The organism is Sphaerisporangium aureirubrum, from assembly GCF_042658925.1.
Taxonomy (GTDB): Bacteria; Actinomycetota; Actinomycetes; order Streptosporangiales; family Streptosporangiaceae; genus Sphaerisporangium; species Sphaerisporangium aureirubrum.
In genome coordinates this window covers 37,999-58,589 of the sequence record NZ_JBHSRF010000039.1, presented here as the reverse complement: position 1 = coordinate 58,589, position 20,591 = coordinate 37,999, and the positions used below count along the sequence as shown (strand labels likewise).

The window sequence follows — 20,591 nt, the reverse complement described above, 5'->3', positions numbered from 1 at the left end:
GCCAAGAATCCCTCATATCCGGACAGGCGCGCCTAGTGCCCACCGCCGCCTGATCCAGGTCAAGGCGGAGCGCACTCACCAGCAGGTGAGCGCACCCCGCCTTCGCGAGGTGACCTCGATCAGCGGTAATAGCCCTCCACGGGGACGCGGGCCTCCTCCGGCAGGGCGGGGCCGCGCGCGGGAGCGTCGGTGAAGGCGGTGCCGGGCGGCTTGAGGGCGGTGAGCTGCTCGTTCGACAGGGCGTACACGACACGGCCCAGGCCCGAGCGCGCGATCGCACCCGCGCACATGCCGCAGGGCTGGCAGCTCGTGTACAGGGTGGTGGCGGCCGCGGTCGCGGGGTCGAGCTCGCGGGCCGCCCAGCGGGCCAGCTTCAGCTCCGGGTGAGCGGTGATGTCCCGGTCGGTGAGGGAGGTGTTGTGGTCCTCGGCCAGGACGTTCCCGTCGGGGCCGGCCAGCAGCGAGCCGAACGGCGGGTCGCCGCCGGCGCGTGCCTTCGCGGCGAGCCCGATGGCCCGGCGGAGAAACGCCTCGTCCTCAGGCGTCAGCGCCACGTCCTCGCCGGTCACCGACAGGCCCTCGGACACCGATGTGCCGTGCTCGGAGGGCGTTGCGTGGTTCTCGGGTGTCACTGACGCTCCTTCGTGGTGGTCGTCCGGGTGGCGCCGTCCGCTGAGGCGTCGCCGTCGTCGTTCAGGTTCCACAGGTTCGCCACGGTCGCCAGCGCGTGCCAGGCGCGCTGCGGATGGCGGGTCTCCTCGGGATCGCCGCCGAACGGGTCGAGCACGACGGTGCCGGCGCCGAGCGCCTGTAGTTCTCGCAGGTCATCGAGGATCTGGTCCGCCGAGCCCTCGCCGGCGAGCCGGTCGTCCCCGTTCAGAGGCTCGTCGGTGAAGCGCAGTGCGATGCGCGGTGCCAGGGCCGGCACCGGACGTCCCTGCTCGCTCGCGATCTTCCCCAGCCGCCCGACCGCCTCGCGCAGCCAGGGCAGCGTGAAGCGCAGAGGATGCCACGCGTCACCGAGGCGCACGGCCCGGCGCAGGCCGGCGTCGCTGTTGCCGCCGATCCAGAAGGGGATGTGCCCGGCGCCGTAGTCGCCCTCGTCCTGCCAGGCGGCGCGGATCGCGAGCAGGTACTCGTCGGTCAGCGCGCCGCGCCGTTCGAAGGGCACCCCCAGGGCGGCGAACTCCTGGCGCGCCCAGCCCACCCCCATCCCGAGCACGAGCCGCCCGCCGCTGAGCCGGTCGAGGTTGGCGGCCATGCGGGCGACCAGCAGAGGGTGGCGGTACGGGACGATGAGCACCGTGGTGCCGATCCGGACGCGGCGGGTGATCCCGGCCAGCCACGCCAGGGTGGTGAAGGGCTCGTAGAACGGAGCCGGGTACTGCTCCGCGACGTCCGGGGTCACCGCGACGTGGTCGGAGACCATCAACAGGTCGAATCCCAGGCCCTCCACGGTCTGCGCCCACTGCCGCAGCGTGTCCGGGTCGGTGCCGGGACCGAAATTCGGTACGTTCACCCCTATTTGCACACCGGCCAGGCTATCCACCATGACCTGCCGGGGTCCCGGCAGCGATGAAGAAACCGATGACCTGCCTCCCCGCGCCGCGGGAGTGAGCCGCCGCGTCCTTGCCAGGTCAGCCGGAACGGCTGTACGCGGTGGTGGCATAGACCTCCAGGAGCCTCTCGACTCCGTGCAGGAACGTCTCGCAGATCAGTGTCGGGTCGAACAGGCAGCCGGCGGCCATGGCGCCGTCGCGCATCATTACGAAGTGGCGGGCGGCGGGGGCGGCGCCGGGGGTCTGGATCTTGGCCAGTAGGGCCGTGACGGTTTCCAGGAACCATTGGCGGTGGGCGAGGACGGCCTTGTGTACCGGTGATTCGGGGTCGGGGTACTCGGCGGCGGCGTTGAGGAAGGCGCATCCGCGGAAGCCGGAGGACTGGATGCCTTGGGCGATGGACTTGCTCAGGGCCTGGATGGTGTCGGCGGGCGGTAGGCCGGCGGTTACGGCCTCGTTCGCCTGACTGCGCATGGCGCGGTCGACCTCGTTCAGGTAGGCGAGGACGAGGTCTTCCTTGCCGGGGAAGTGCCGGTAGAGGGTGGCGCGCGTCACCTGCGCCTCGGCGACGATGCGATCGATGCCGACGGCGTGGATGCCCTCCGCGTAGAAGAGACGGGTGGCCGTGTTGAGCAGCCGGGACCGCGCCTCGGACGGCCGGGCTTCGGATTGGCTGGACATATGGCCATCCTAGTGGATAGAACGTTCGGTCTTGACAGTTTGCGCCGTAACTTGCCATGCTGTGGCGAGACAGAACGTTCGGTCTAGTCGAGAAGGCCGCTCATCCACCGAAAGGATCATCATGAGTGCTATCGCTGCTTCGCCTGGTATTTCCGGGACCGCGTCCGCACTGCGGCGGCTGTACTTCGTCCGGTTCGCCTTCGCCGTCGTCTGGGCTCTCGTGATGTTCACGACCGCCTCGAAGCTGGGTCCGCTCGCGGTCGCTCTGCTCGTGCTCTACCCGCTGTTCGACGTGGGTGCCGCCGTCGTGGACGCCCGCGCGTCGCGCGCCACCGGATCACCCGTCCTGCTGTACGTGAACATCGCGGTCAGCCTGATCACCGCCGTCGGGGTGGCCATCGCCTGCACGTCCGGTATCCCGGCGGTGCTGCGGGTGTGGGGCGCCTGGGCGATCGTGGCCGGGGTGGTCCAGCTGATCGTGGGTGTCACCCGGCGCAAGATGGGCGGGCAGTGGCCGATGATCATCAGTGGTGGCATCTCCGTGCTCGCCGGTACGTCGTTCATCATCGGTGCCGCCGCGGAGAGCCCGACGCTGACCAACGCGGCCGGGTATGCCATCCCCGGTGGCATCTTCTTCCTCATCTCGGCCTTCCGTCTCGGCCGGGCCGCGAAGGGAAACTGACATGGACGGCAACACTTACGACGTCGTTGTCCTCGGGGCCGGGCCGGCCGGGGAGAACGTCGCCGACCGGGTCGTGCGGGGCGGGCTCAGCGCCGCCGTCGTCGAGCGTGAGCTCGTCGGTGGGGAGTGCGCCTACTGGGCCTGTATGCCGACCAAGGCGTTGCTGCGCAGCGCGGCGGCGTTGCGGGCGGCGCGTCAGGTGCCGGGAGCGCGCGAGGCGGTGACCAGTGGTCTCGACGTGGCCGCGGTGCTGGGCCGCCGGGATTCCTTCGCCTCGCATTGGAATGATGACGGTCAGGTCGGTTGGCTCGATTCGGCCGGGATCGCTCTGCACCGTGGTCAGGGCCGGTTCGTGTCCGCGAAGGTGGTCGAGGTGACCGGCGGCGACGGCGTCCCGGTCACGTTGACGGCCCGGCATGCGGTGGTCGTCGCGACCGGAAGCAGTGCGCTGCTGCCGGACGTTCCCGGTCTGCGCGAGGCCGCGCCGTGGACCAGCCGGGAGGCGGCCGCCGCGAGCGCGGTCCCCGGCCGGCTCGCGATCATCGGTGGTGGCGTGGTGGCGTCGGAGATGGCGACCGCCTTCGCCGCCCTGGGGTCCTCGGTGACGATGCTGGCCCGTGGCGGTGTGCTGCCGCGGGCCGAGCCGTTCGCCGGGGAGCGGGTCACCGAGGCGTTGCGGGAGGCCGGTGTGTCGGTACGGCTCGGGGTGGAGGCCGCCTCGGTGCACCGCGACCAGGGCGGAACGGTGCACATCACGACGACCGGCGGCGAGCGGGTCGAGGCCGACGAGGTGCTGGTGGCGATCGGCCGGACACCGAACACCCAGGACATCGGTCTCGGCGCCGTCGGCCTGCCACCCGGTGCCTGGCTCCCGGTGGACGACACGCTGCGCGTGGTCGGGGAGGACGGGGCGCCGATCGGAGACGGGTGGCTGTACGCCGCCGGTGACGTCAACCGGCGAGCGCTGCTGACCCATCAGGGCAAGTACCAGGCCCGCGCGGTCGGCGACGTCATCGTGGCGCGGGCGAAGGGCGAAGCGGTCGAGGACGGCCGATGGGGCCGGCACGTGGCCACGGCCGACGAGCGCGCGGTGCCCCAGGTGGTCTTCACCGAACCGGAGATCGCGTCGGTGGGGCTGACCGCCGCCGCTGCCACGGCCGCCGGGGTACGGATCCGCGTCGTCGACCACGACCTGGGTGCCGTCGCCGGGTCCGCCCTGCACGCCGACGGCTACCGGGGGCACGCCCGCATGGTCGTCGACGAGGACAGGAAAGTGATCGTCGGCTGCACGCTCGCGGGTCCGGACGTCGCGGAACTGCTGCACGCCGCGACGATCGCGGTCGTCGGCGAGGTTCCGCTGGACCGGCTATGGCACGCGGTTCCGTCGTTCCCCACGGTCAGCGAGGTGTGGCTGCGGCTGCTGGAGGCGTACGGCCGCTGACCACCTGGTCCCGGCACGGCCGCAGGCACCGTCGGCGCCGGGCTGCCCGGCGTCACCTTGGCAGGAATCGGTACCCGCCGATATGGTCCGCTCATGTGGGCCGATTGAGGACCAATTCAGGGCTTGCCGAGGACCTGCTCATCGAGCTGGACCGCGATGCCGGGGTGCCACTGCACCGGCAGATCGAGGCGTCCATCCGGGCGAGCATCCGGGCCGGGCGGCTACGCGTGGGCGCGTCGCTGCCGCCTACGCGGACCCTCGCGACCGGCCTCGGGGTTTCCCGCGGGGTGGTCGTGGAGGCCTACCAGCAGCTCGTGGCCGAGGGCTATCTTGCCAGTCGATCGGGTGGTTACACCCAGGTCGCCGCTTCGATGCCGCCGACCGGCGCGGATGCCGCGGCTTCGACGGCGCGGGCGGCCGTGCGCGGAGCCGGCTTCAGGGTCGACTTCGGGTACGGGCGCACCGACGTGTCGCAGTTCCCGCGGGCCGCATGGCTGCGATCGGTCCGTACCGTGCTCACCACCACGCCCAACGACCGGTTCGCCTACCTCGACGGGCGTGGCGTGCCGGAACTGCACGGGGCCCTGTGCGACTACCTCAACCGGGTGCGCGGCACATCGTCGGTCCCGGGCAACATGGTGATCTGCAACGGCTACGGGCAGGGCATCTCGCTGCTGATCCAGGTGCTCGTCCGGCACGGTGCCAGGCGGATCGCACTGGAAGACCCCTCGTCCAGCGACGACGCCCGGGTGCTGGCCGCCGCGGCCGGTCTGGACGTGGTCGGCATACCGGTGGGTCCGGACGGCGTTCAGGTCGACGCGCTCCACCGGGCCGACGCCGATGCGGTCGTGCTCACGCCGTCGCACCAGTGGCCCACCGGCGGGGTGCTGTCGGCTGCGGCGAGGGCCGAGGTGATCCGCTGGGCGAAGAGCCGCGGCGCGCTCGTGGTCGAGGACGATTACGACGCGGAGTACCGCTACGACCGGTCGCCGGTGGGCGCCATGCAGGGCCTGGCGCCCGATCACGTCGTCTACTGCGGTACGGCCAGCAAGACGCTCGCGCCGGGGTTGCGGCTCGGCTGGCTGGTGGTGCCTCCCCGGCTGGTCGCCGACGTCGCCGCGGCGAAGGTCCTCGCCGACCGCGGTTCGCCGGTCATCGACCAGTTGACGTTCGCCGACTTCCTCGCGCGCGGCGAGTTCGACCGCCACCTGCGCCGGATGCGTCCGGTGTACCGCCGCCGCCGCGACGCGCTGCTGGACGCGCTGCGCACTCACCTGCCCGATCTGGAACCGGCCGGGGTCGCCGCCGGGCAGCATGTGGTCGCCTGGCTCCCGCCCGATCTCGACGAGGCGGCGGTGGTGACGGCCGCCGCCCGGCACGGGCTCGGCATCCACGGCGTCGGCCCGTACCGGATCGCCGGCGCCGGACCGGGCGGCCTCATCTTCGGCTACGCCATCCTCGGCGAGAGCGCCATCGCCGAGGGGGTCGCGCTGCTGGCGACGGCCATCCGGGAGGTACGGAGCCCCTGATCGCGCAGGGGCGCTCCCCCGGCGGCACGGCCAGGACGTGCGCGTCAGCATGCCGGGCGGATGTTCTGGTTCAGGTGGAACACGTTGCCCGGGTCGTACGCGGTCTTCACCGCGGTCAGCCGGGCCAGCTTCGCGGCCGAGTACGCCCGCCCCACGCCGCGCCGCCCGTCGGCCAGCTCCTCGGCCGTCAGCGAGTTGACGTACACCCCGCTCGCGTACGGCTCGAGCGACGCACCGGCGGCGCGGGCGGCGCCCATCATGGTGTCGTCCTGCGCCGGGTCGGTCCAGCGGGAACCGGCACCGAACTCGAACATCGTGCCGCGGTGGCTGAACGCCGCGTCCGCCTCCGGGACGTCGGCGATCGCGCCGCCGTGCGCCTGGAGGCCTACGCCCGGCAGGTACGGGCTCGCGCTCAGGTCGGTGCCGCCGCGCAGCAGGAACGCCTCGATCGCCGCGGTGGGGAATCGCCGCAGGTAGTGCCCCTTGGAGTAGCGGCGGTAGGCGTGGCCGCCGGTGGAGTCGTCGCGCCGCTGAAGTTCGAGGTACGACGGTGCGGTGACGCGCGACGCGACGGGACGCCCGAGCGCCCGCATCGCGGGGAGCAGCCGGCGGCCCTCGTCCGGGTCGCCGACCCACACGTACCCCAGTGTGGCGATCGGACCGGCGGGACCGCTGCCGACGCCGGCGGTGAACGTCGCCTGCCGGGGCGCGACGGCGTTCAGGTCGCGCCAGCCCTCGATGACCGGGACGGCGTCCTCGGCGCGGAAGTCGAACTCGGCGACCAGCGTCCGAGTGCCGGTGCGGTGCAGCTGGAACTCGAACTCGGTGACGATGCCGAAGTTGCCGCCACCGCCGCGCAGGCCCCAGAACAGGTCGGGGTTCTCGGTGCGGCTGGCGGTCACCACGTCCCCCTCCGCGGTGACCATCGTGTAGGAGATGACGTTGTCGCAGGCCAGGCCGTGCTGGCGGGCCAGCCAGCCCATGCCGCCGCCGAGCGTGAGCCCGCCGACGCCGGTGTGCGATACGTTGCCGGCGGTGGTGGCCAGGCCGTACGCCTGGGACGCCCTGTCCAGCGAGCCGAGCAGCGCGCCGCCCTGGACCCGGGCCCGGCGACGGACCGGGTCGATCCGCACGCCGCCCATGGGCGTCAGGTCGATCATGAGACCCCCCTCGGGCACGGCGAAGCCGGCGACGTTGTGGCCGCCGCAGCGCACGCCGATCTCCAGGTCCGTTTCCCTGGCCAGGCGCACGGCGGCCACCACGTCGGCGACACCCGCCGCGCGGACGATCATGCGTGGACGCCGGTCGACCATGGCGTTCCAGACGGTGCGGGCGGTGTCGTAGCCGATGTCGCCGGGGGTGAGGAGCCGGCCGTCGAAGCGGGTCGCCGTCGTTGTCATGCCACTCAGCCTGACAGGAATCGGTACCCGCAATGAGGTCCGATCCTGCGGGCCGTTTGAGGACCAATTCGGGGGCGGGCGAGGATCCGCTCAGTCGGTCTGGGAGAAAAGGCGTTGCTGGATTCCTCGGCGGTAGTCGTCCAGCGTGTTGTCGATGTGGGCGGCGGCGGCCTGGGCCGCGGTCTCCGGGTCGCCGGCGCGGATGGCCTCGTAGATGGCCTGGTGTTCCTCGACGGCTTTGGCGGCGTGCCCGCCTATCGATCCGCTCAGGCCGATGATGCTGGACTGGGCCTGCAGCCGGCGGGCCTCTCGGACCGAGATCTGAAGGAACATGTTGTGCGAGGCGGCGGCGACGGCGGTGTGGAAGGCATCGTCGCCTTCGTTGAACAAGTCCTCGCGTCCGGTGTCGAAGCCGTGGCGGCACGTGTCGGCCGCCTTCTCGATGACGCGGAGCTCCACCGGGGTGGCGCGACGGGCGGCCAGCCGGCTGGTCTCCATCTCCTGCGTCCGCCGGAACTCGAACAGCATGTAGACGTGGTCCAGGTCGGTGGGCAGGAAGAACGACGCCCAGCGTCCGGTGCCCAGCATCCCCTCGTCGTCGGCGACGTACAGACCCCGGCCCTTGTGGGCCCGCACCCGGCCGAGCGCGGAGAGAATCTTCACCGCCTCACGCACCACGGTGCGGCTCGTTCCCAGCTGCCGGGCCAGCTCGTTCTCCGTCGGCATGCGGTCCCCCGGACGCAGGCGCGACTGGGCGATCAACTCGAGCACCCGCTCGGCCGCCACTTCATAGCCCGGCCGATAGCCACCCTCGTGCGAGGTGCCCGCCACAGCGCCTCCTCCTTGCGATTCGCTACTCAAGTTCATGGGCACCGGGTATTGGGAGCGGGATGGGCTCGACCCAATCTCCGATGCCTAGGATGCTAGCGTCGCAGGCGCACGGGGTCGCGGGTGCCGTCGCGGCGGACGAGCCAGGCCTCGGTGATGTGTGTGAACATCGCGCCGGCGGCGCCGCCGGGGTCGTGGGCGGCGATGCGCTCGTAGATGCGGCGATGGCCGAGGTTCGACGCCACGCACAGGGCTCGTTCGGTCTTGCCCATGTACCGGGCGGTGTTGATGACCTGGTTCTCCAGCGAACGCACCACGCCCCGCGCGATGCGGTTGCCGGAGGTTTGCATGATGGTGTCGTGGAAGGCCCGGTCGACGTCGGCGTAGGTGACGGGGTCGTCCACGAGTTCGTCCATCCGGGCGACGAGTGTCCGCAGCCGTTCGATGGTGTCCTCGTCCGCTACGCGAGCGGCGACGCTCGCCATGTCGGACTCCAGCAGCCGCCGCGTGACGACGAGGTCGTCGAGGATCGCGAGGCTCTCGTCTTCGGCGATGGTCGCCGCGAGGACGAGTTCGTCGAGCATGTCCCACATGGTGAGCGGAGTCACCATGGTGCCCGCGCCCTGGCGGACCTGCACGAGCCCCTTCTCCTGGAGGATTTTCACGGCTTCGCGGACGACGGTCCTGCTCACCGAGAAGGCCTCGCACAGCGCGGGCTCGGGGGGTAGCGGGGTGCCCGGTGGATAGACCCCGCGGACGACGCGCTCCACCAGCTCCGCTGTCACCGCCTTGGCGAGGCTGGCGGGACGCCGCACCCATGCCGGCGGTGCCGGAACGCTGCGGGGCGTTTCCTGGGATGCCGTCATCTCCCCCTCCGGTGTCCCGCCGAGGACGGCGCCGTCGCGACAGTATACGTCACCCGTATGGACGTGATACGTCATACGACTCACGTTGTCGCGCGCACGGACGGCGGTCCTCGTCGGGGGCCAGGCGACTCAGGAGGGGCCCTGACAGTGGGGTGCACCGCCACAACGGTGCACCCCACTGGGATTGGGTTACGGGGTCGTCAGGTCGAAGCGGCGTACGGTGACGGCGCCGCCGAGGGCCTGGGTGGCGTAGTTGAAGATGCCGAAACGGTGGCCGGGGAAGAACTGCCAGGCGTTGCCCAGGGTCAAGGCGGAGCCGAACGAGGTGAAGTTCACGCCGTCGGTGCTGTAGGAGAATCGGGCCTGCCTGCCGGTTCCGGGGCGGATGTCGGCGTTGGCGCGCAGCCAGATCCGGCCGCCGGAGACGGCGGCGGACGCGACCTCGGTCCCGGTGCCGGTGGTGTTCCAGCTGCTGTTCATGGTCAGGCCGTTGGTCATCACCACGCGGGTGGCGCCGTTGTCGCGCCTGACGCCGATCCAGGCCGAGGAGTCGCGCAGGATGGCCAGGCCGCTGCGGTCACCGTCGCGCATCGTGGAGTAGTCCAGCTCGATGGTGGCCGTGGAGGACGGTCCCTGGGTGCGGTGGGTGAGGGTGTTGCGGGCGTTGTAGAGGTCGTTGGTCACCGTAGCGGTCTGCAGGCGCAGGCCGTTGTTCACCTGGTACCGCGTGGTGTCGGGGTTGTGGTTCCACTCCCACTGCGGCCCGAGCGCCGTGCCGGAGAAGGTGTCGGTGCCCGTCAGCGGCTTGACCTGACGCGGCGGGGCGGGCAGGTTCGGGCGGGGGTAGGTCGCGCCCCAGCCGCCGTTGACGGTGGTCACGACCGGCCAGCCGTCGGAGGTCCAGGTGATCGGGGCCATGGCGGGCACCCGGCCGCCGGGATAGGCGTCCACGAAGGCCATGTAGTACCAGTCGCCGTTCTGCGTCTGCACGAGCCCGCCCTGGTGCGGCACGCCGCCGCCGGAGATGGGGCTCGGCATGTTGAGCAGCACCTGGCGCATCTCGTACGGGCCGAACGGTCCGTTGGTGGACTTCAGCACGTACTGCCCGTTGGCGGGACGGGTGAGCCAGATGTAGTAGGCGCCGTTGCGCTTGTAGAAACGGGCCCCTTCCAGGGTCCCGACGCTGGACGGGGTGCTGAACACCTGCTGCGCCCGGACCTGGCTGGTGCCGTCGGCCGACAGCTGGGCGACGCTGATGTTCGAGTTGCCGTAGGCGACGTACATGGTGTCGTTGTCGTCCACCAGCAGGCCGGCGTCGTAGTAGCAGTTGTTGATCACCGAGCGCTGCTGCCAGGGGCCCTCGACGGCCGAGGCGGAGTAGACGTAAGTCCGGGCGAAGTCGATACAGCCGAGCCAGTAGAACTGGTTGTTGCTCTTGCGGTGGCCGAAAGCCGACGCCCAGATGCCGTCGACGTAGGCGCGGTCACCGTTCAGGCTGTACTTGTTGCCGAAGTCCAGCGAGGGCACCGAGTGACCGGCGAACTCCCAGTTCACCAGGTCGTAGGAACGCAGGATGGGCGCGCCCGGCGAGTAGTGGAAGGTCGAGGACGACATGTAGTACGCGTCGTCGACCCGGATGATGTCCACGTCGGGGAAGTCCTGCCAGACCACGGGGTTGTTGTACGTGCTGCCTCCCCCGCCGCCGCTGCCGACCTGGACCAGCTGCCACTGCTGGTTGTTGCCGCCCCAGTCGTCGTACTGCACGATGGCACCCCCGTCGGCGGTGGAGGCGCTCTGCACTTCGACGGCCTTGTTGCTGTTGCGGTTGATCAACCGCACGTACCCGCCGGAGGAGTCGGCCAGGCGGAACTGCTGGTTGGTGCCGTTGCCGTCGGCCCACTGCACGACGGCGGCGCCGTTGGCGGTGGAGAAGTTGTAGACGTCCAGCACCTTGCCCGAATGCCGGGACTTCAGCCGGTAGTAGCCACCGCCGGAATCGACGAACTGCCACTGCTGGTTGTTCGCGTTCGTACGCGACCACTGCACGAGCGAGCCGCCGTCGCTGGTGGAGAAGCCGGACACGTCCAGCGCCTTGCCGCTGTTGCGGTTGACCAGCACGTACCAGGCGGTGGTGTCGACGGTCGCCGCCGACGCCGTCGTGGGATTCACCGCCGAGGTCGTGCCGGCCAGCACCGCCGCGACGACGACGGTGGCGATGCGCCGCCACAGACTTCGCCGCCGCGGAACGGCCCGTGAGAGCTCACCGGTCGCAATCATGGTCCTCCTTCAGATTTGGTTCACACAGCCCCTGGCCGTCGCGGGCGAGCCTCCGGTGCGGCGGGTCGTGCCGCACCGGAGGCCCCGCTCAGCGGTGAAGGGAGATCAGCAAGTGGAGTCGGTCTGGGTCAGCAAGCCGAGTCGCCAGGGCAGGCTGTTGTAGTCGCCGCCCGCGTTCGGGTCCATGCCTTGGTAGAGGTACTGCATCCGGCACGGGCTGATGGTGAGGGTCTGGTCGGTCATGGTGCGGACCATCTCGCCGTGGCTGATGTCCCGGGTCCAGGCGGTGCCGTTGAAGGTCACGTTGTTCGCCCGGGCGAAGGGGTTGCTCTCGCTCGCGGCCAGCGGAGTCCAGGAGCCGTTGATGCCGCCGGAGGTCCAGGACCGGAACCAGCGCCGGCCGTCCGATCCGATGGCCTCGACGATGAGCAGGTACTGGTTCTGTCCTTGGACCTTGTAGACGTTGGCGGCTTCGAACAGGTTGTTGCGGTTGGAGTCCTGCAGGGCGATGACGGTGTTGGTCATGCCGTTGGGGAAACTGGCCAAGGTGGTCTGGGAGCGGTACAGGTGACCGTTGTCGTCGGAGGAGAACAGGTAGCAGTTGGCGGAGTCGCAGATGACCCACATGTCGACCCAGTAGCCGTTGCCGATGTTCTGCCGGATGATGTCGGGCATCGCGGAGTAGAAGTCACGCGGCGCGCTCCACCCGTCGGGGTTGCCGATGTCGGGGTTGGTGGAGTACGAGGCGTTGCCCGTCTGGTAGATCAGGTACCACAGGCCCTGGGGAGCGAAGTAGAACACCTGGGGCGCGGCGCGGTAGCCGGCGCCGATGGGGGTGCGGTCCAGGTAGTAGTGGGTCGCGTTGGCGGCCTGGGACCAGTCGGTGAAGTTGAGGTACACCAGGTTGTAGCCGGAGGACTGGGCGGTGCTGGCGAACACGTGGTAGCGGCCGTTGTGGTACACCACCGTCGGGTCCTTGATGCCGGCGATGTTGTGGCTGGAGTCCGGCTTCGGCGAGATCAGCACGTTGCTCGAACTCCACCGGAAACTCGACGGCAGCGAGCCCCCGCCGGAAGTCGGTGTGGGAGTAGGCGTGGGGGTCGGAGTGGGGGTCGGGGAACCCGGGGTGCCGCTCCACGTCCATTTCTGGTTGTCGCCGTTCCAGCAGGTGTACATCTGGAGCAGGGTGCCGTTGGCGGTGCCGGCGTTGGAGGCGTCCAGGCAGAGTCCGGACTGTACGCCGGTGATGGTGCCGTCGGAGTTGACGCGCCATTTCTGGTTGTCGCCGCCCCAGCAGCCGTAGATCTGCACCTTGACGCCACTGGCGGTGCCGGCGGCGTCCAGGCACTTGTTGCCGTAGACCCGGAACTCACCCGCGGAGGTGTAGGTCCACTGCTGGTTGCTGTTGCCGTGGCAGTCCCACAGGGCCACCTGGGTGCCGTCGGTGGTGCTGGAGTTGGGGACGTCCACGCACCGGCCGGATCCCACCCCCCTGATCTGCCCGGAACCGCCACCGGGCGTCGTCGGCGTGACGGTCGGTGTGGGAGTCGGTGTGGGAGTCGGTGTGGGAGTCGGCGTCGGGTTGGGAGTCGCGGCGTTGAGTGCGTTCAGTACGGCGTCGTAGGCCGGTTTCTTGTTGCTGCCGCTGAACAGCAGCGGGGTGTCGCCAGAGCGCCAGGAGTCCTGGTCGCGGACGCCCCAGACGGTGATGCCGTTGCAGCGGGGGACGGCCAGGCAGTCGTTGGTCACCGCGGCGTAGGTGGAGGCCGAGGCGCCCTGGATGTCCAGCTCGGTGATCTGGACGTCGACGCCGAGGGCGGCGAAGCTGGAGATCGTGGTGCGGAAGTTGCTGTTGTAGGGGCTTCCGCTGTTGAAGTGCGCCTGCAGGCCCACGCAGTCGATCGGGACACCGCGCTGCTTGAAGTCGCGGACCATGGTGTAGACGCCCTGCGTCTTGGCCCAGGTCCAGTTGTCGATGTTGTAGTCGTTGTAGCAGAGCTTGGCGGCGGGGTCGGCGGCACGCGCGGTGCGGAACGCCACCTCGATCCAGTCGTTGCCTGTCGACTGCAGGTTGGAGCTGCGGCGGCCGCCGCCGTTGCCGTCGGCGAAGGCCTCGTTGACCACGTCCCAGGCGTAGATCTTGCCCTTGTAGTGGTTCATCACGCCGTTGATGTGGTCGATCATCGCCTGGCGCAGCGAGCTGCCCGACAGCGACTGCATCCACCCTGGCTGCTGGGAGTGCCAGGCCAGCGTGTGCCCGCGGACCCGCTTGCCGTTCTGCACGGCCCAGTTGTAGACCCGGTCCCCGTTGGTGAAGTTGAACTGCCCCCGGTTCGGCTCGGTGGCGTCGATCTTCATCTCGTTCTCGGCGGTCACCATGCCGAACTCGCGGTTCGCGATGGTGGTGTACGCCGAGTCGCCCAGCCTGCCCGCACTGATGGCGGTGCCGAAGTACCGGCCGCTCTGCGCGGCCGCCGCACCGAGCGTGCTCGCCGCGGCGTCGGCGGGAGCCGTCACCGTCAGCGCCGCGACCGTGCCGGCCACGCCCAGGGCGCCGGCGATCATGATCCGGAGGCCTTTGGCGAGCTGCCGGGTTCCAGACGAGGGTATGGCGTTCGTGCCCATGACTGGGTGCTCCATTAACTGGACAACGGAAAGCGAGGTCACGCGGGGAAACCCCGCGGAATCGACGCCGCTCCCTGTCACCGGGAACACACCACTGGGACGTCGCGGAGGGCGGGCCTGCCGTGTACCACCACCTGGCAGGAGGGACCGCCCCGAGGAGCCAGTGTGGAAACATCCCCGAAATGTGTCAAGGCCTACTGAATGTTTCGACGCGCTCCGCGATGCTCTCTCCGCGCACATCCCCCTCGGGCGCGCGTCTCGGCCTGGCACGGCTTCGCGCTCCGACCGTCACGACGGGGGCGGCGCAGGAACCTGAAACTTTCATCACATCGCCCTCACCGGTCAGGTGCGGCAACGCATGGAAACGTCAGATGAGCCGCGCACGCCCCTCACTCTTCTCCGACACGCGATGTGTCGTACTCTTGACGGCCCCTCCCGTCTCGTATTTGATCCGCTCCACCACCATCACGACCCGCTCGGCGAATTACCTAATGACGGAGGACAGGTTGTTAGCGCTCACAGATTGACTCTCGGCCGAAATCTCGTCCTCGGACGGTGCACCCATGGACAGACACCACGTCTGTGGATCCGATCCGCGGAGAGGACCCGGCCCCGACAACAAATCTGGATGTGCCAGACACATCAGGCGTCACATGGCTACTCGGCCGAGTCCCCTTTGATGAGGAGGCGGGCCGACCCCTGACAGGTCTCGCCTCGGTGATACTTGCCCCGCCGCACCACACCTCCAGGCAGAGAGAAGAGAGGAGTGCCCGGCGATCTAACAATGTTAGCGATCACATCTTGTGCTACAGCCCAATGTGGACGCTCCCGCGCCGGTGAGATCCCCCGCCGGAGAACGCGGCCGCCACACTCGACTGCCGAAATCGGCGACGACGCGAGCAATCCGATCCAGTCAACTGCCAAGGGCTCAGACATGCCGAGGACCACCTCTGGAACCATCGCCGTCGACTTCTCCGCCACTGCCGGCCCGCCCAGCCACCGCGCCTCCGGATGGACCTACGGCATGACCGAGAACGCGTCCGCACCCGCGGACTGCTTCCTCCGGGACCTGAGATTCCGGTACATGCGCGCCGGAGGGGCGCGGCTCGACCGTCCGGGCGGGTGGGTCGCGGGCAGATACGACCGCCGGTGGGACGCGACCCGGGCCCAGTTGCTGCGTACCAGGGCGCTGGGTGGTGAATTCATCCTGCTCGTCCACGATCTGTGGGGGGCGGACGGCTACAAGATCCCGCGGTTTCCCGGCGACGACGGCGACTGGACCGACTACGACACCTTCCTCAACCGTCTCATCGACGATGTGCGGGCCACCGGGACCCCGGTGCAATGGGACCTCTGGAACGAGCCCAACATCACGTTGTCCTGGAACCGGCCTCAGTCCCAGTACTTCGAGCTGTGGCGGCGTACCTACCGGCGGGTCCGGGCCGCCTTCCCGGCGCACCTGATCGTGGGCCCCAGCTACGCGTGCGTGCCGTCCGCCGCGAACATGTTCTGGAACCGGTATCTGGACTTCATCCGCGCCGACGACGTGATCCCCGACATCGTCAGCTGGCACTCCCTGCCGGGTGACCCGGTCGCGGATGTGACCGCGGCGAACGCCATGCTCGACGCGCGCGGTATCCCGCACCCGCGTCCGTACCAGATCAACGAGTACGCGATATCCCGTGAGCAGAATCCGGGTGGTGGCGCCTGGTACATCGCGCGCCTGGAGAGAGCCGGCGCCGACGGCCTGCGAGCCAACTGGGCTCGCGGAGGGAGCCCGCACAACGACCTCGCCGGCCTGCTCGTCCGCGACACGGCCGGCCGGTATCTCCCCAAGGGCGAATGGTGGGTCTACCGCTACTACGGCTCACAGACCGGCCAGATCGTGTGCGTGACTCCCGGCGCCTCGTACGACGCGTTCGCCACCGCGACGACCGCGGTCGCGCGGATCCTGGTCGGCGGCGGGGAGAAGGCCGGGAACGTCACGGTCGCCCTGCGGGGCCTGCACGCCACGCGCGGCATCGTGCAGGACGATCAGATCAGGGTGCTGGCTCAGCGCATTCCGTACAACTGCGGCTGGGAGGTCCAGGGCCCGGTCACCGTTCAGGACTCCGTCGTGTCCCTGTCGGGCGGCGGCACGACGGTCGACCTGCCGCACACCGACATCGAGGACGGCTTCACCGTCACGCTTCTCCCCCCTCGGACGATTGTTTCCCATCCGCCACCGCTCAGCGGTATCTGAGCCAGGGCGGCTCCGCCGCGTGTCCTGTGGTGACGACCGCCGGCCAGCGTCACGTCGTGAACTGGCGCCCAAAGTCCCTTTTCACTTAGTCTCATCCTCGGCGCGCCGGATGGATAGGATTCATTGTTGCCCATACACCTGGAACCTCGCGGGACCAGGTGAACCGAGCGTTACATATCTGACGTCCCCTCGGCCCGCACGACCAGCCATGGTGCCCACTGAGGCTGCACGCCGTGGCTGTGTGCATGTCGGGTGAGTAGCCCTGAGAACCCGCCGGCGGGCCGTGGAGCCGAGGTATGGATGAAATTCATCCGGCCCGCACGCCGCCTTGGATCCTCGACGAAGAAAGCAGGGTCATTCATGTCGGATTCAACGGAGTTCACGGCCGCTGAACTTGCCGCGCGGATCAACACCAAAATCCCGCACTCGGCGCGCATATACGACTATCTGTTGGGTGGAAAGGACAACTTCGCGGCCGACCGTGCGGCGGCCGAGCAGTTGGTCAAGGTGTCACCGGGAACACGAGAGGGCGTTCTGGCGCACCGCGCATTCCTCCGCCGGGCCGTGCACCACCTCGCCGCGGACGCGAAGATGGCGCAGTTCCTCGACATCGGCACGGGCATCCCCACTCAGGGCAACACGCACGAGATCGCGCAGAAGGCCAATCCAGAAGCCCGGGTCGCCTATGTGGACAACGACCCCATCGTCCTGGTGCACGGCCGCGCCCTGCTGACCGGCAGCCCTGCCGGGATGACCACGGTGATCGAGGCGGACCTCCGGCAGCCGAAGACGATCCTCTCCCACCCCCAGGTTCAGGAGGCCATCGACTTCGACCGGCCGGTGGCCCTCATCCTGGCGGGGGTCATGCACTTCATCACCGACGAGGAGAATCCTCACGACCTGGTCGAGGAGTACAAGGCCGCCGTGCCCTCGGGCAGCCGGCTGCTGCTGTCGCACATCACGCTCGACTTCGCCCCCAGCCTGAGCAATGAGGACTTCACCAAGCCCTACGACAAGAGCACCGCCCCCATGGTGCCCCGCACCCTGGCCGAGGTGGTGCGGTTCTTCGAGGGCTGGCACATGAGCGACCCCGGCGTGGTCGAAGTGGTGCAGTGGCGCGCGGACCGCGACCAGGCACCGATCCCGGGCGGCGGCCACGCCTGGGCGTACGGCGGCGTCGCCGTCAAGCCTTGAACGGGGCGGCCGGTCATGTCCCCCCGACTCGCTCCGCTGCCTCGCACGAAATAGGCACGCGGAAATGTTAGCGATCACAGCAGTAAAAACGGAAAGGTTGCTTCAGAGATGACAATCGAGGGAAAATGAAGCGGCAAACCAATCGACTCGGCGGCATCAACGTCACGACCGTGGTCTTAGCCATGGTCACAGCTGTTGTAACGACGGGGTCCATGGTCGTGGGCCCTGTGCCGGCGACGGCGGCGGCACTGAAACAGGTTACTGATTTCGGCCCCAACCCCGGCGATATCCAGATGTATCTTTACGTACCTAAGAACGTGTCACGCCACCCGGGCATCCTGGTGGCGATGCACGGCTGCAACGGCTGGGCTCCCAGCTTCCACCAGGACACGGAGTTCGCCTCGCTGGCCGACCGCTACGGCTTCATCGTCATCTACCCGCAGGGGAACAAGAGCGCCAACGGCCTGTCGAACTGTTTCGACGTGTGGTCGGACGAGGCCCTTCACCGCGGCCGAGGCAGTGACCCGGTGTCGATCGTCTCCATGGTGAACTACGTGGTACGACGCCACAACGGCGACCGGCGGCGGGTGTTCGCCACCGGCTTCTCCTCCGGAGCGATGGAGACCAACACCCTGCTCGCCACGTACCCGGACGTCTTCAGGGCCGGCGCGCCGTTCTCGGGTCTTCCCCACGGCACCCTCGGGCCCGGCGGCGGATGGGGCGGCAAGACGCCCCAGGAGTGGGGTGACCTGGTACGTGACGCCTACCCGGCCTACACGGGCCCCCGGCCACGTGTGATGAGCTGGCACGGCACCGTCGACTCCGTGCTGCCCTACACGATGCTGCAGGAGCAGGTCGAGCAGTGGACGAACGTGTTGGGACTGAGCCAGACACCCGTCTCCACCACCTCTCCGCAGCCCGGCTGGACCCGCAGGGTCTACGGCTCCGGGCAGGTCGAGGCGTACACCGTCGCCGAAGCCGATCACAATCTGCCGCTACCGGGGATGGCCGCTCACGCCATCCGCTTCTTCGGCCTGAACCACGCCCGGACGCCGTAGGCGCGGACGCCGTCGGGGCGCGGCCTGGCCGGCTACGACGTCGTCACGCCCGGAAAGTTTCAAGGCGTGTCGGGACGCAGGGCTCGTGCGCACATGGTGAGATGTTCCACCAACGTCTTGCGCATCGTGTCATCGATCTCCGCGAGCATGACGTCCTCGATGCCGTCGAGCAGGCGGTCGCATCGCCGAAGCGCGGACAGCCCTTTGCGGGTGAGATGGGCGCGCAGCACCCGTCCGCCGTCCGGATGCGGGTCGCGGCGGATCAGTCCGCGTTGTTCCAGGTCGCGGACGACGAGGTTCATCGCCTGCGGGGTGACGAAGGCGATGCGGGCCAGCTCTGCCGACGAGACTCCGTCGCGCATGCGCAGCTCGCTGAGTGCCATGTACTCCGTGGTGGTGACGCCGTCCCGGGCCAGCGCCTCGTCCAGACGGGCGCGGATCCGACGCTCCAGGCGGTACACCAGGTAGCTCAGTCGCGGTGTGGGCACGGTCGGCTGGTCGGCGCGAGGGGCACGGCGAGGGGTCACCAGGAGACGATAACGCGTGGTCCTCGGGCTGAAAGTTTCGCGACCCCTATATCAAGCTACTTGATAACAAGTAGCTTGATATGCAGCGTATAGAGGTTGTTTCCGGGTGTGGAACGGTGTGGCCCCGTACGGGGGAGCCTTGACCGCCAGGCGAGGCCACATCTATACCGGCTGCTTGTAAGGCCTCGTGAATCGGCGGCGCCGCGGCCCCGTGCACCAAGCAGAGAAACATTCCGACCTCAACAAAGGAGAGCGGATGAAGCGAGTCATCGCAATGCTGGGCGGCGCCTGCGCCGTGCTGCTGTCCGCTGTCGCGGCCCTGGTGTTCACACACCCCGCCGCCGCGGCCACGCTGACCGAGGTCACCGGCTTCGGTGCCAACCCCGGCAACCTGCGCATGCACATCTACGTGCCCGACAACAGACCCACCAACCCCGCCATCGTGCTGGCCATGCACCCCTGCGGCGGCTCCGGGCCCGGCTTCTACTCCTCCAGCGAATTCGCCTCACAAGCCGACCGATACGGCTTCATCGTCATCTACCCATCGGCGTCGAAGAAGGGCAACTGCTTCGACAACTGGTCCGAGGCGTCGAAGGTGCGCGGCGGCCAGACCGACCCGGTGTCGCTGATGTCCATGATCACCTGGGTCCAGCAGCAGCGCGGCGGCGACCCCAACCGGGTGTTCGCGACCGGCAGCTCCTCGGGCGCCATGATGACCAACGCCATGCTCGCGCTGTACCCGGAGGTGTTCAAGGCAGGCGCCGCGTTCATGGGCGTACCGTTCACCTGCTTCCCCAACGAGGCGGCCTACTCTCCCGGAGGCAACCCCGCGCCGTGCGTCAACATCAGCGCACAGCAGTGGGGCGACCGGGCACGCAACGCCAACCCCAGCTTCCGCGGACCCTGGCCGCGGATGCAGCTGTGGCACGGCACCAACGACAACGTGGTCGCCTACTCCGAACTGGAGGAGGAAATCAAGCAATGGACCAACGTCCACGGCCTGAGCCAGACCCCGACCTCCACCGACACCCCCCAAACCAACTGGAACCGCCGCCGCTACGCCGACACCACCGGCACCGTACGCGTCGAGGCCTACAGCATCCAAGGCGCCGGCCACTCCCTCCCCTCAAGCGGCATGGCCGCCAACGCCGTGCAGTTCTTCGGCCTCACCACTAACCCCACCCCCACCATCACCCCAACCGTCACCCCGACCGTCACGCCGACGGTGACCCCGACCGTCACGCCGACCGTGACCCCCACCGTGACGCCGACCATCACGCCGACCTCCGGCGGTATGTGCCGCGCGACCTACGTGCCCAACACCTGGAACAACGGCTTCACCGCCAACGTCACCATCACCAACACCGGCGCCACCACGGTCAACGGCTGGACCGTCACCTGGACCTGGCCCGGCAACCAGCAGGTCACCAGCGCCTGGAACGCCGGCATCACCCAGTCCGGCACGCAGGTCACCGCGCGCAACGTGTCCTACAACGGCACCATCGCCCCCGGCGCCCAGACGAGCTTCGGCTTCCAGGGCACCTACAGCGGCACCAACAATCCGCCTACCCGCTTCACCCTCAACGGCGCGACCTGCACCTAGACGTAGCCCCGTGAACCACACGGCAGTGGTGCGAGCCCACCTCCGGGCTCGCACCACCCAGGGGGAGGCGAAAAAGGTT

General features: G+C 69.1%; 16 protein-coding genes. 7 read left to right on the top strand and 9 right to left on the bottom strand.

Annotated features, from left to right (window positions below):
* Positions 1-119 precede the first annotated feature (119 nt).
* From ACFP1K_RS23955 to ACFP1K_RS23945, 3 genes are all read right to left on the bottom strand, one after another.
* Positions 120-632 carry a nucleoside deaminase gene (locus ACFP1K_RS23955; RefSeq protein WP_380757074.1) on the bottom strand — a complete coding sequence of 171 codons (513 nt, stop codon included), beginning with the start codon at positions 630-632 and terminating at the stop codon, positions 120-122.
* Complete coding sequence (locus ACFP1K_RS23950; RefSeq protein WP_380757071.1) at positions 629-1,519, bottom strand: LLM class flavin-dependent oxidoreductase; 891 nt, start codon at positions 1,517-1,519, stop codon at positions 629-631. Before ACFP1K_RS23950 ends, ACFP1K_RS23955 begins: the two co-directional genes overlap by 4 nt.
* A 118-nt stretch (positions 1,520-1,637) precedes the next feature.
* Positions 1,638-2,240 carry a TetR/AcrR family transcriptional regulator gene (locus tag ACFP1K_RS23945; RefSeq protein WP_380757069.1) on the bottom strand — a complete coding sequence of 201 codons (603 nt, stop codon included), beginning with the start codon at positions 2,238-2,240 and terminating at the stop codon, positions 1,638-1,640.
* Between the two features lie 121 nt (positions 2,241-2,361).
* Between ACFP1K_RS23945 and ACFP1K_RS23940 the strand changes: the two genes are divergently transcribed.
* The 3 genes from ACFP1K_RS23940 to pdxR all read left to right on the top strand — a co-directional run bounded on the left by ACFP1K_RS23940 (position 2,362) and on the right by pdxR (position 5,892).
* Positions 2,362-2,922, top strand: coding sequence for a hypothetical protein (locus ACFP1K_RS23940; protein WP_380757067.1), 561 nt, complete (start codon positions 2,362-2,364; stop codon positions 2,920-2,922).
* Position 2,923: 1 nt separating this feature from the next.
* Complete coding sequence (locus ACFP1K_RS23935) at positions 2,924-4,363, top strand: dihydrolipoyl dehydrogenase family protein (protein ID WP_380757065.1); 1,440 nt, start codon at positions 2,924-2,926, stop codon at positions 4,361-4,363.
* Positions 4,364-4,467: 104 nt separating this feature from the next.
* A complete protein-coding gene (gene pdxR, locus ACFP1K_RS23930; RefSeq protein WP_380757063.1) occupies positions 4,468-5,892 on the top strand; it encodes a MocR-like pyridoxine biosynthesis transcription factor PdxR in 1,425 nt (474 codons plus the stop codon).
* Between the two features lie 44 nt (positions 5,893-5,936).
* Here the strand turns inward: pdxR and ACFP1K_RS23925 are convergent, their stop codons facing one another.
* The 5 genes from ACFP1K_RS23925 to ACFP1K_RS23905 form a co-directional block, all read right to left on the bottom strand.
* Positions 5,937-7,292, bottom strand: coding sequence for an FAD-binding oxidoreductase (locus tag ACFP1K_RS23925; RefSeq protein ID WP_380757061.1), 1,356 nt, complete (start codon positions 7,290-7,292; stop codon positions 5,937-5,939).
* Positions 7,293-7,382: 90 nt separating this feature from the next.
* Positions 7,383-8,123 (bottom strand): FadR/GntR family transcriptional regulator, encoded by a 741-nt coding sequence (locus tag ACFP1K_RS23920; protein ID WP_380757059.1) that lies wholly within the window; start codon positions 8,121-8,123, stop codon positions 7,383-7,385.
* Between the two features lie 92 nt (positions 8,124-8,215).
* Positions 8,216-8,986, bottom strand: a complete 771-nt coding sequence (locus ACFP1K_RS23915; RefSeq protein ID WP_380757057.1) for a FadR/GntR family transcriptional regulator — start codon at positions 8,984-8,986, stop codon at positions 8,216-8,218.
* A gap of 189 nt (positions 8,987-9,175) precedes the next feature.
* Positions 9,176-11,263: a family 43 glycosylhydrolase gene (locus ACFP1K_RS23910; RefSeq protein WP_380757055.1), complete on the bottom strand. Its 2,088-nt coding sequence runs from the start codon at positions 11,261-11,263 to the stop codon at positions 9,176-9,178.
* A 105-nt stretch (positions 11,264-11,368) separates the two neighbouring features.
* Positions 11,369-13,888, bottom strand: a complete 2,520-nt coding sequence (locus ACFP1K_RS23905; protein ID WP_380757053.1) for a non-reducing end alpha-L-arabinofuranosidase family hydrolase — start codon at positions 13,886-13,888, stop codon at positions 11,369-11,371.
* 934 nt (positions 13,889-14,822) lie between these two features.
* On the opposite strand from ACFP1K_RS23905, the gene ACFP1K_RS23900 reads away from it, so the two are divergent.
* The 3 genes from ACFP1K_RS23900 to ACFP1K_RS23890 all read left to right on the top strand — a co-directional run bounded on the left by ACFP1K_RS23900 (position 14,823) and on the right by ACFP1K_RS23890 (position 18,382).
* Positions 14,823-16,130, top strand: coding sequence for a hypothetical protein (locus ACFP1K_RS23900; RefSeq protein ID WP_380757051.1), 1,308 nt, complete (start codon positions 14,823-14,825; stop codon positions 16,128-16,130).
* A 360-nt stretch (positions 16,131-16,490) separates the two neighbouring features.
* Complete coding sequence (locus tag ACFP1K_RS23895; protein WP_380757048.1) at positions 16,491-17,324, top strand: SAM-dependent methyltransferase; 834 nt, start codon at positions 16,491-16,493, stop codon at positions 17,322-17,324.
* Positions 17,325-17,449: 125 nt separating this feature from the next.
* Complete coding sequence (locus ACFP1K_RS23890) at positions 17,450-18,382, top strand: extracellular catalytic domain type 1 short-chain-length polyhydroxyalkanoate depolymerase (protein ID WP_380757046.1); 933 nt, start codon at positions 17,450-17,452, stop codon at positions 18,380-18,382.
* Between the two features lie 59 nt (positions 18,383-18,441).
* Here ACFP1K_RS23890 and ACFP1K_RS23885 read toward each other — a convergent pair whose 3' ends face one another.
* Positions 18,442-18,909, bottom strand: coding sequence for a MarR family winged helix-turn-helix transcriptional regulator (locus ACFP1K_RS23885; RefSeq protein ID WP_380757044.1), 468 nt, complete (start codon positions 18,907-18,909; stop codon positions 18,442-18,444).
* A gap of 256 nt (positions 18,910-19,165) precedes the next feature.
* On the opposite strand from ACFP1K_RS23885, the gene ACFP1K_RS23880 reads away from it, so the two are divergent.
* Positions 19,166-20,512, top strand: coding sequence for an extracellular catalytic domain type 1 short-chain-length polyhydroxyalkanoate depolymerase (locus tag ACFP1K_RS23880; protein ID WP_380757043.1), 1,347 nt, complete (start codon positions 19,166-19,168; stop codon positions 20,510-20,512).
* The last annotated feature ends 79 nt before the right edge of the window (positions 20,513-20,591 follow it).

Bases quoted from the DNA above. Each gene is read 5' to 3' on its own strand.
- ACFP1K_RS23925 (WP_380757061.1), bottom strand. From the start codon at position 7,292: ATGACAACGACGGCGACCCGCTTCGACGGCCGGCTCCTCACCCCCGGC.
- ACFP1K_RS23935 (WP_380757065.1), top strand. From the start codon at position 2,924: ATGGACGGCAACACTTACGACGTCGTTGTCCTCGGGGCCGGGCCGGCC.
- ACFP1K_RS23880 (WP_380757043.1), top strand. From the start codon at position 19,166: ATGAAGCGAGTCATCGCAATGCTGGGCGGCGCCTGCGCCGTGCTGCTG.
- ACFP1K_RS23890 (WP_380757046.1), top strand. From the start codon at position 17,450: ATGAAGCGGCAAACCAATCGACTCGGCGGCATCAACGTCACGACCGTG.
- ACFP1K_RS23940 (WP_380757067.1), top strand. From the start codon at position 2,362: ATGAGTGCTATCGCTGCTTCGCCTGGTATTTCCGGGACCGCGTCCGCA.
- ACFP1K_RS23905 (WP_380757053.1), bottom strand. From the start codon at position 13,888: ATGGGCACGAACGCCATACCCTCGTCTGGAACCCGGCAGCTCGCCAAA.
- ACFP1K_RS23895 (WP_380757048.1), top strand. From the start codon at position 16,491: ATGTCGGATTCAACGGAGTTCACGGCCGCTGAACTTGCCGCGCGGATC.
- ACFP1K_RS23910 (WP_380757055.1), bottom strand. From the start codon at position 11,263: ATGATTGCGACCGGTGAGCTCTCACGGGCCGTTCCGCGGCGGCGAAGT.
- ACFP1K_RS23900 (WP_380757051.1), top strand. From the start codon at position 14,823: ATGCCGAGGACCACCTCTGGAACCATCGCCGTCGACTTCTCCGCCACT.
- ACFP1K_RS23945 (WP_380757069.1), bottom strand. From the start codon at position 2,240: ATGTCCAGCCAATCCGAAGCCCGGCCGTCCGAGGCGCGGTCCCGGCTG.
- ACFP1K_RS23915 (WP_380757057.1), bottom strand. From the start codon at position 8,986: ATGACGGCATCCCAGGAAACGCCCCGCAGCGTTCCGGCACCGCCGGCA.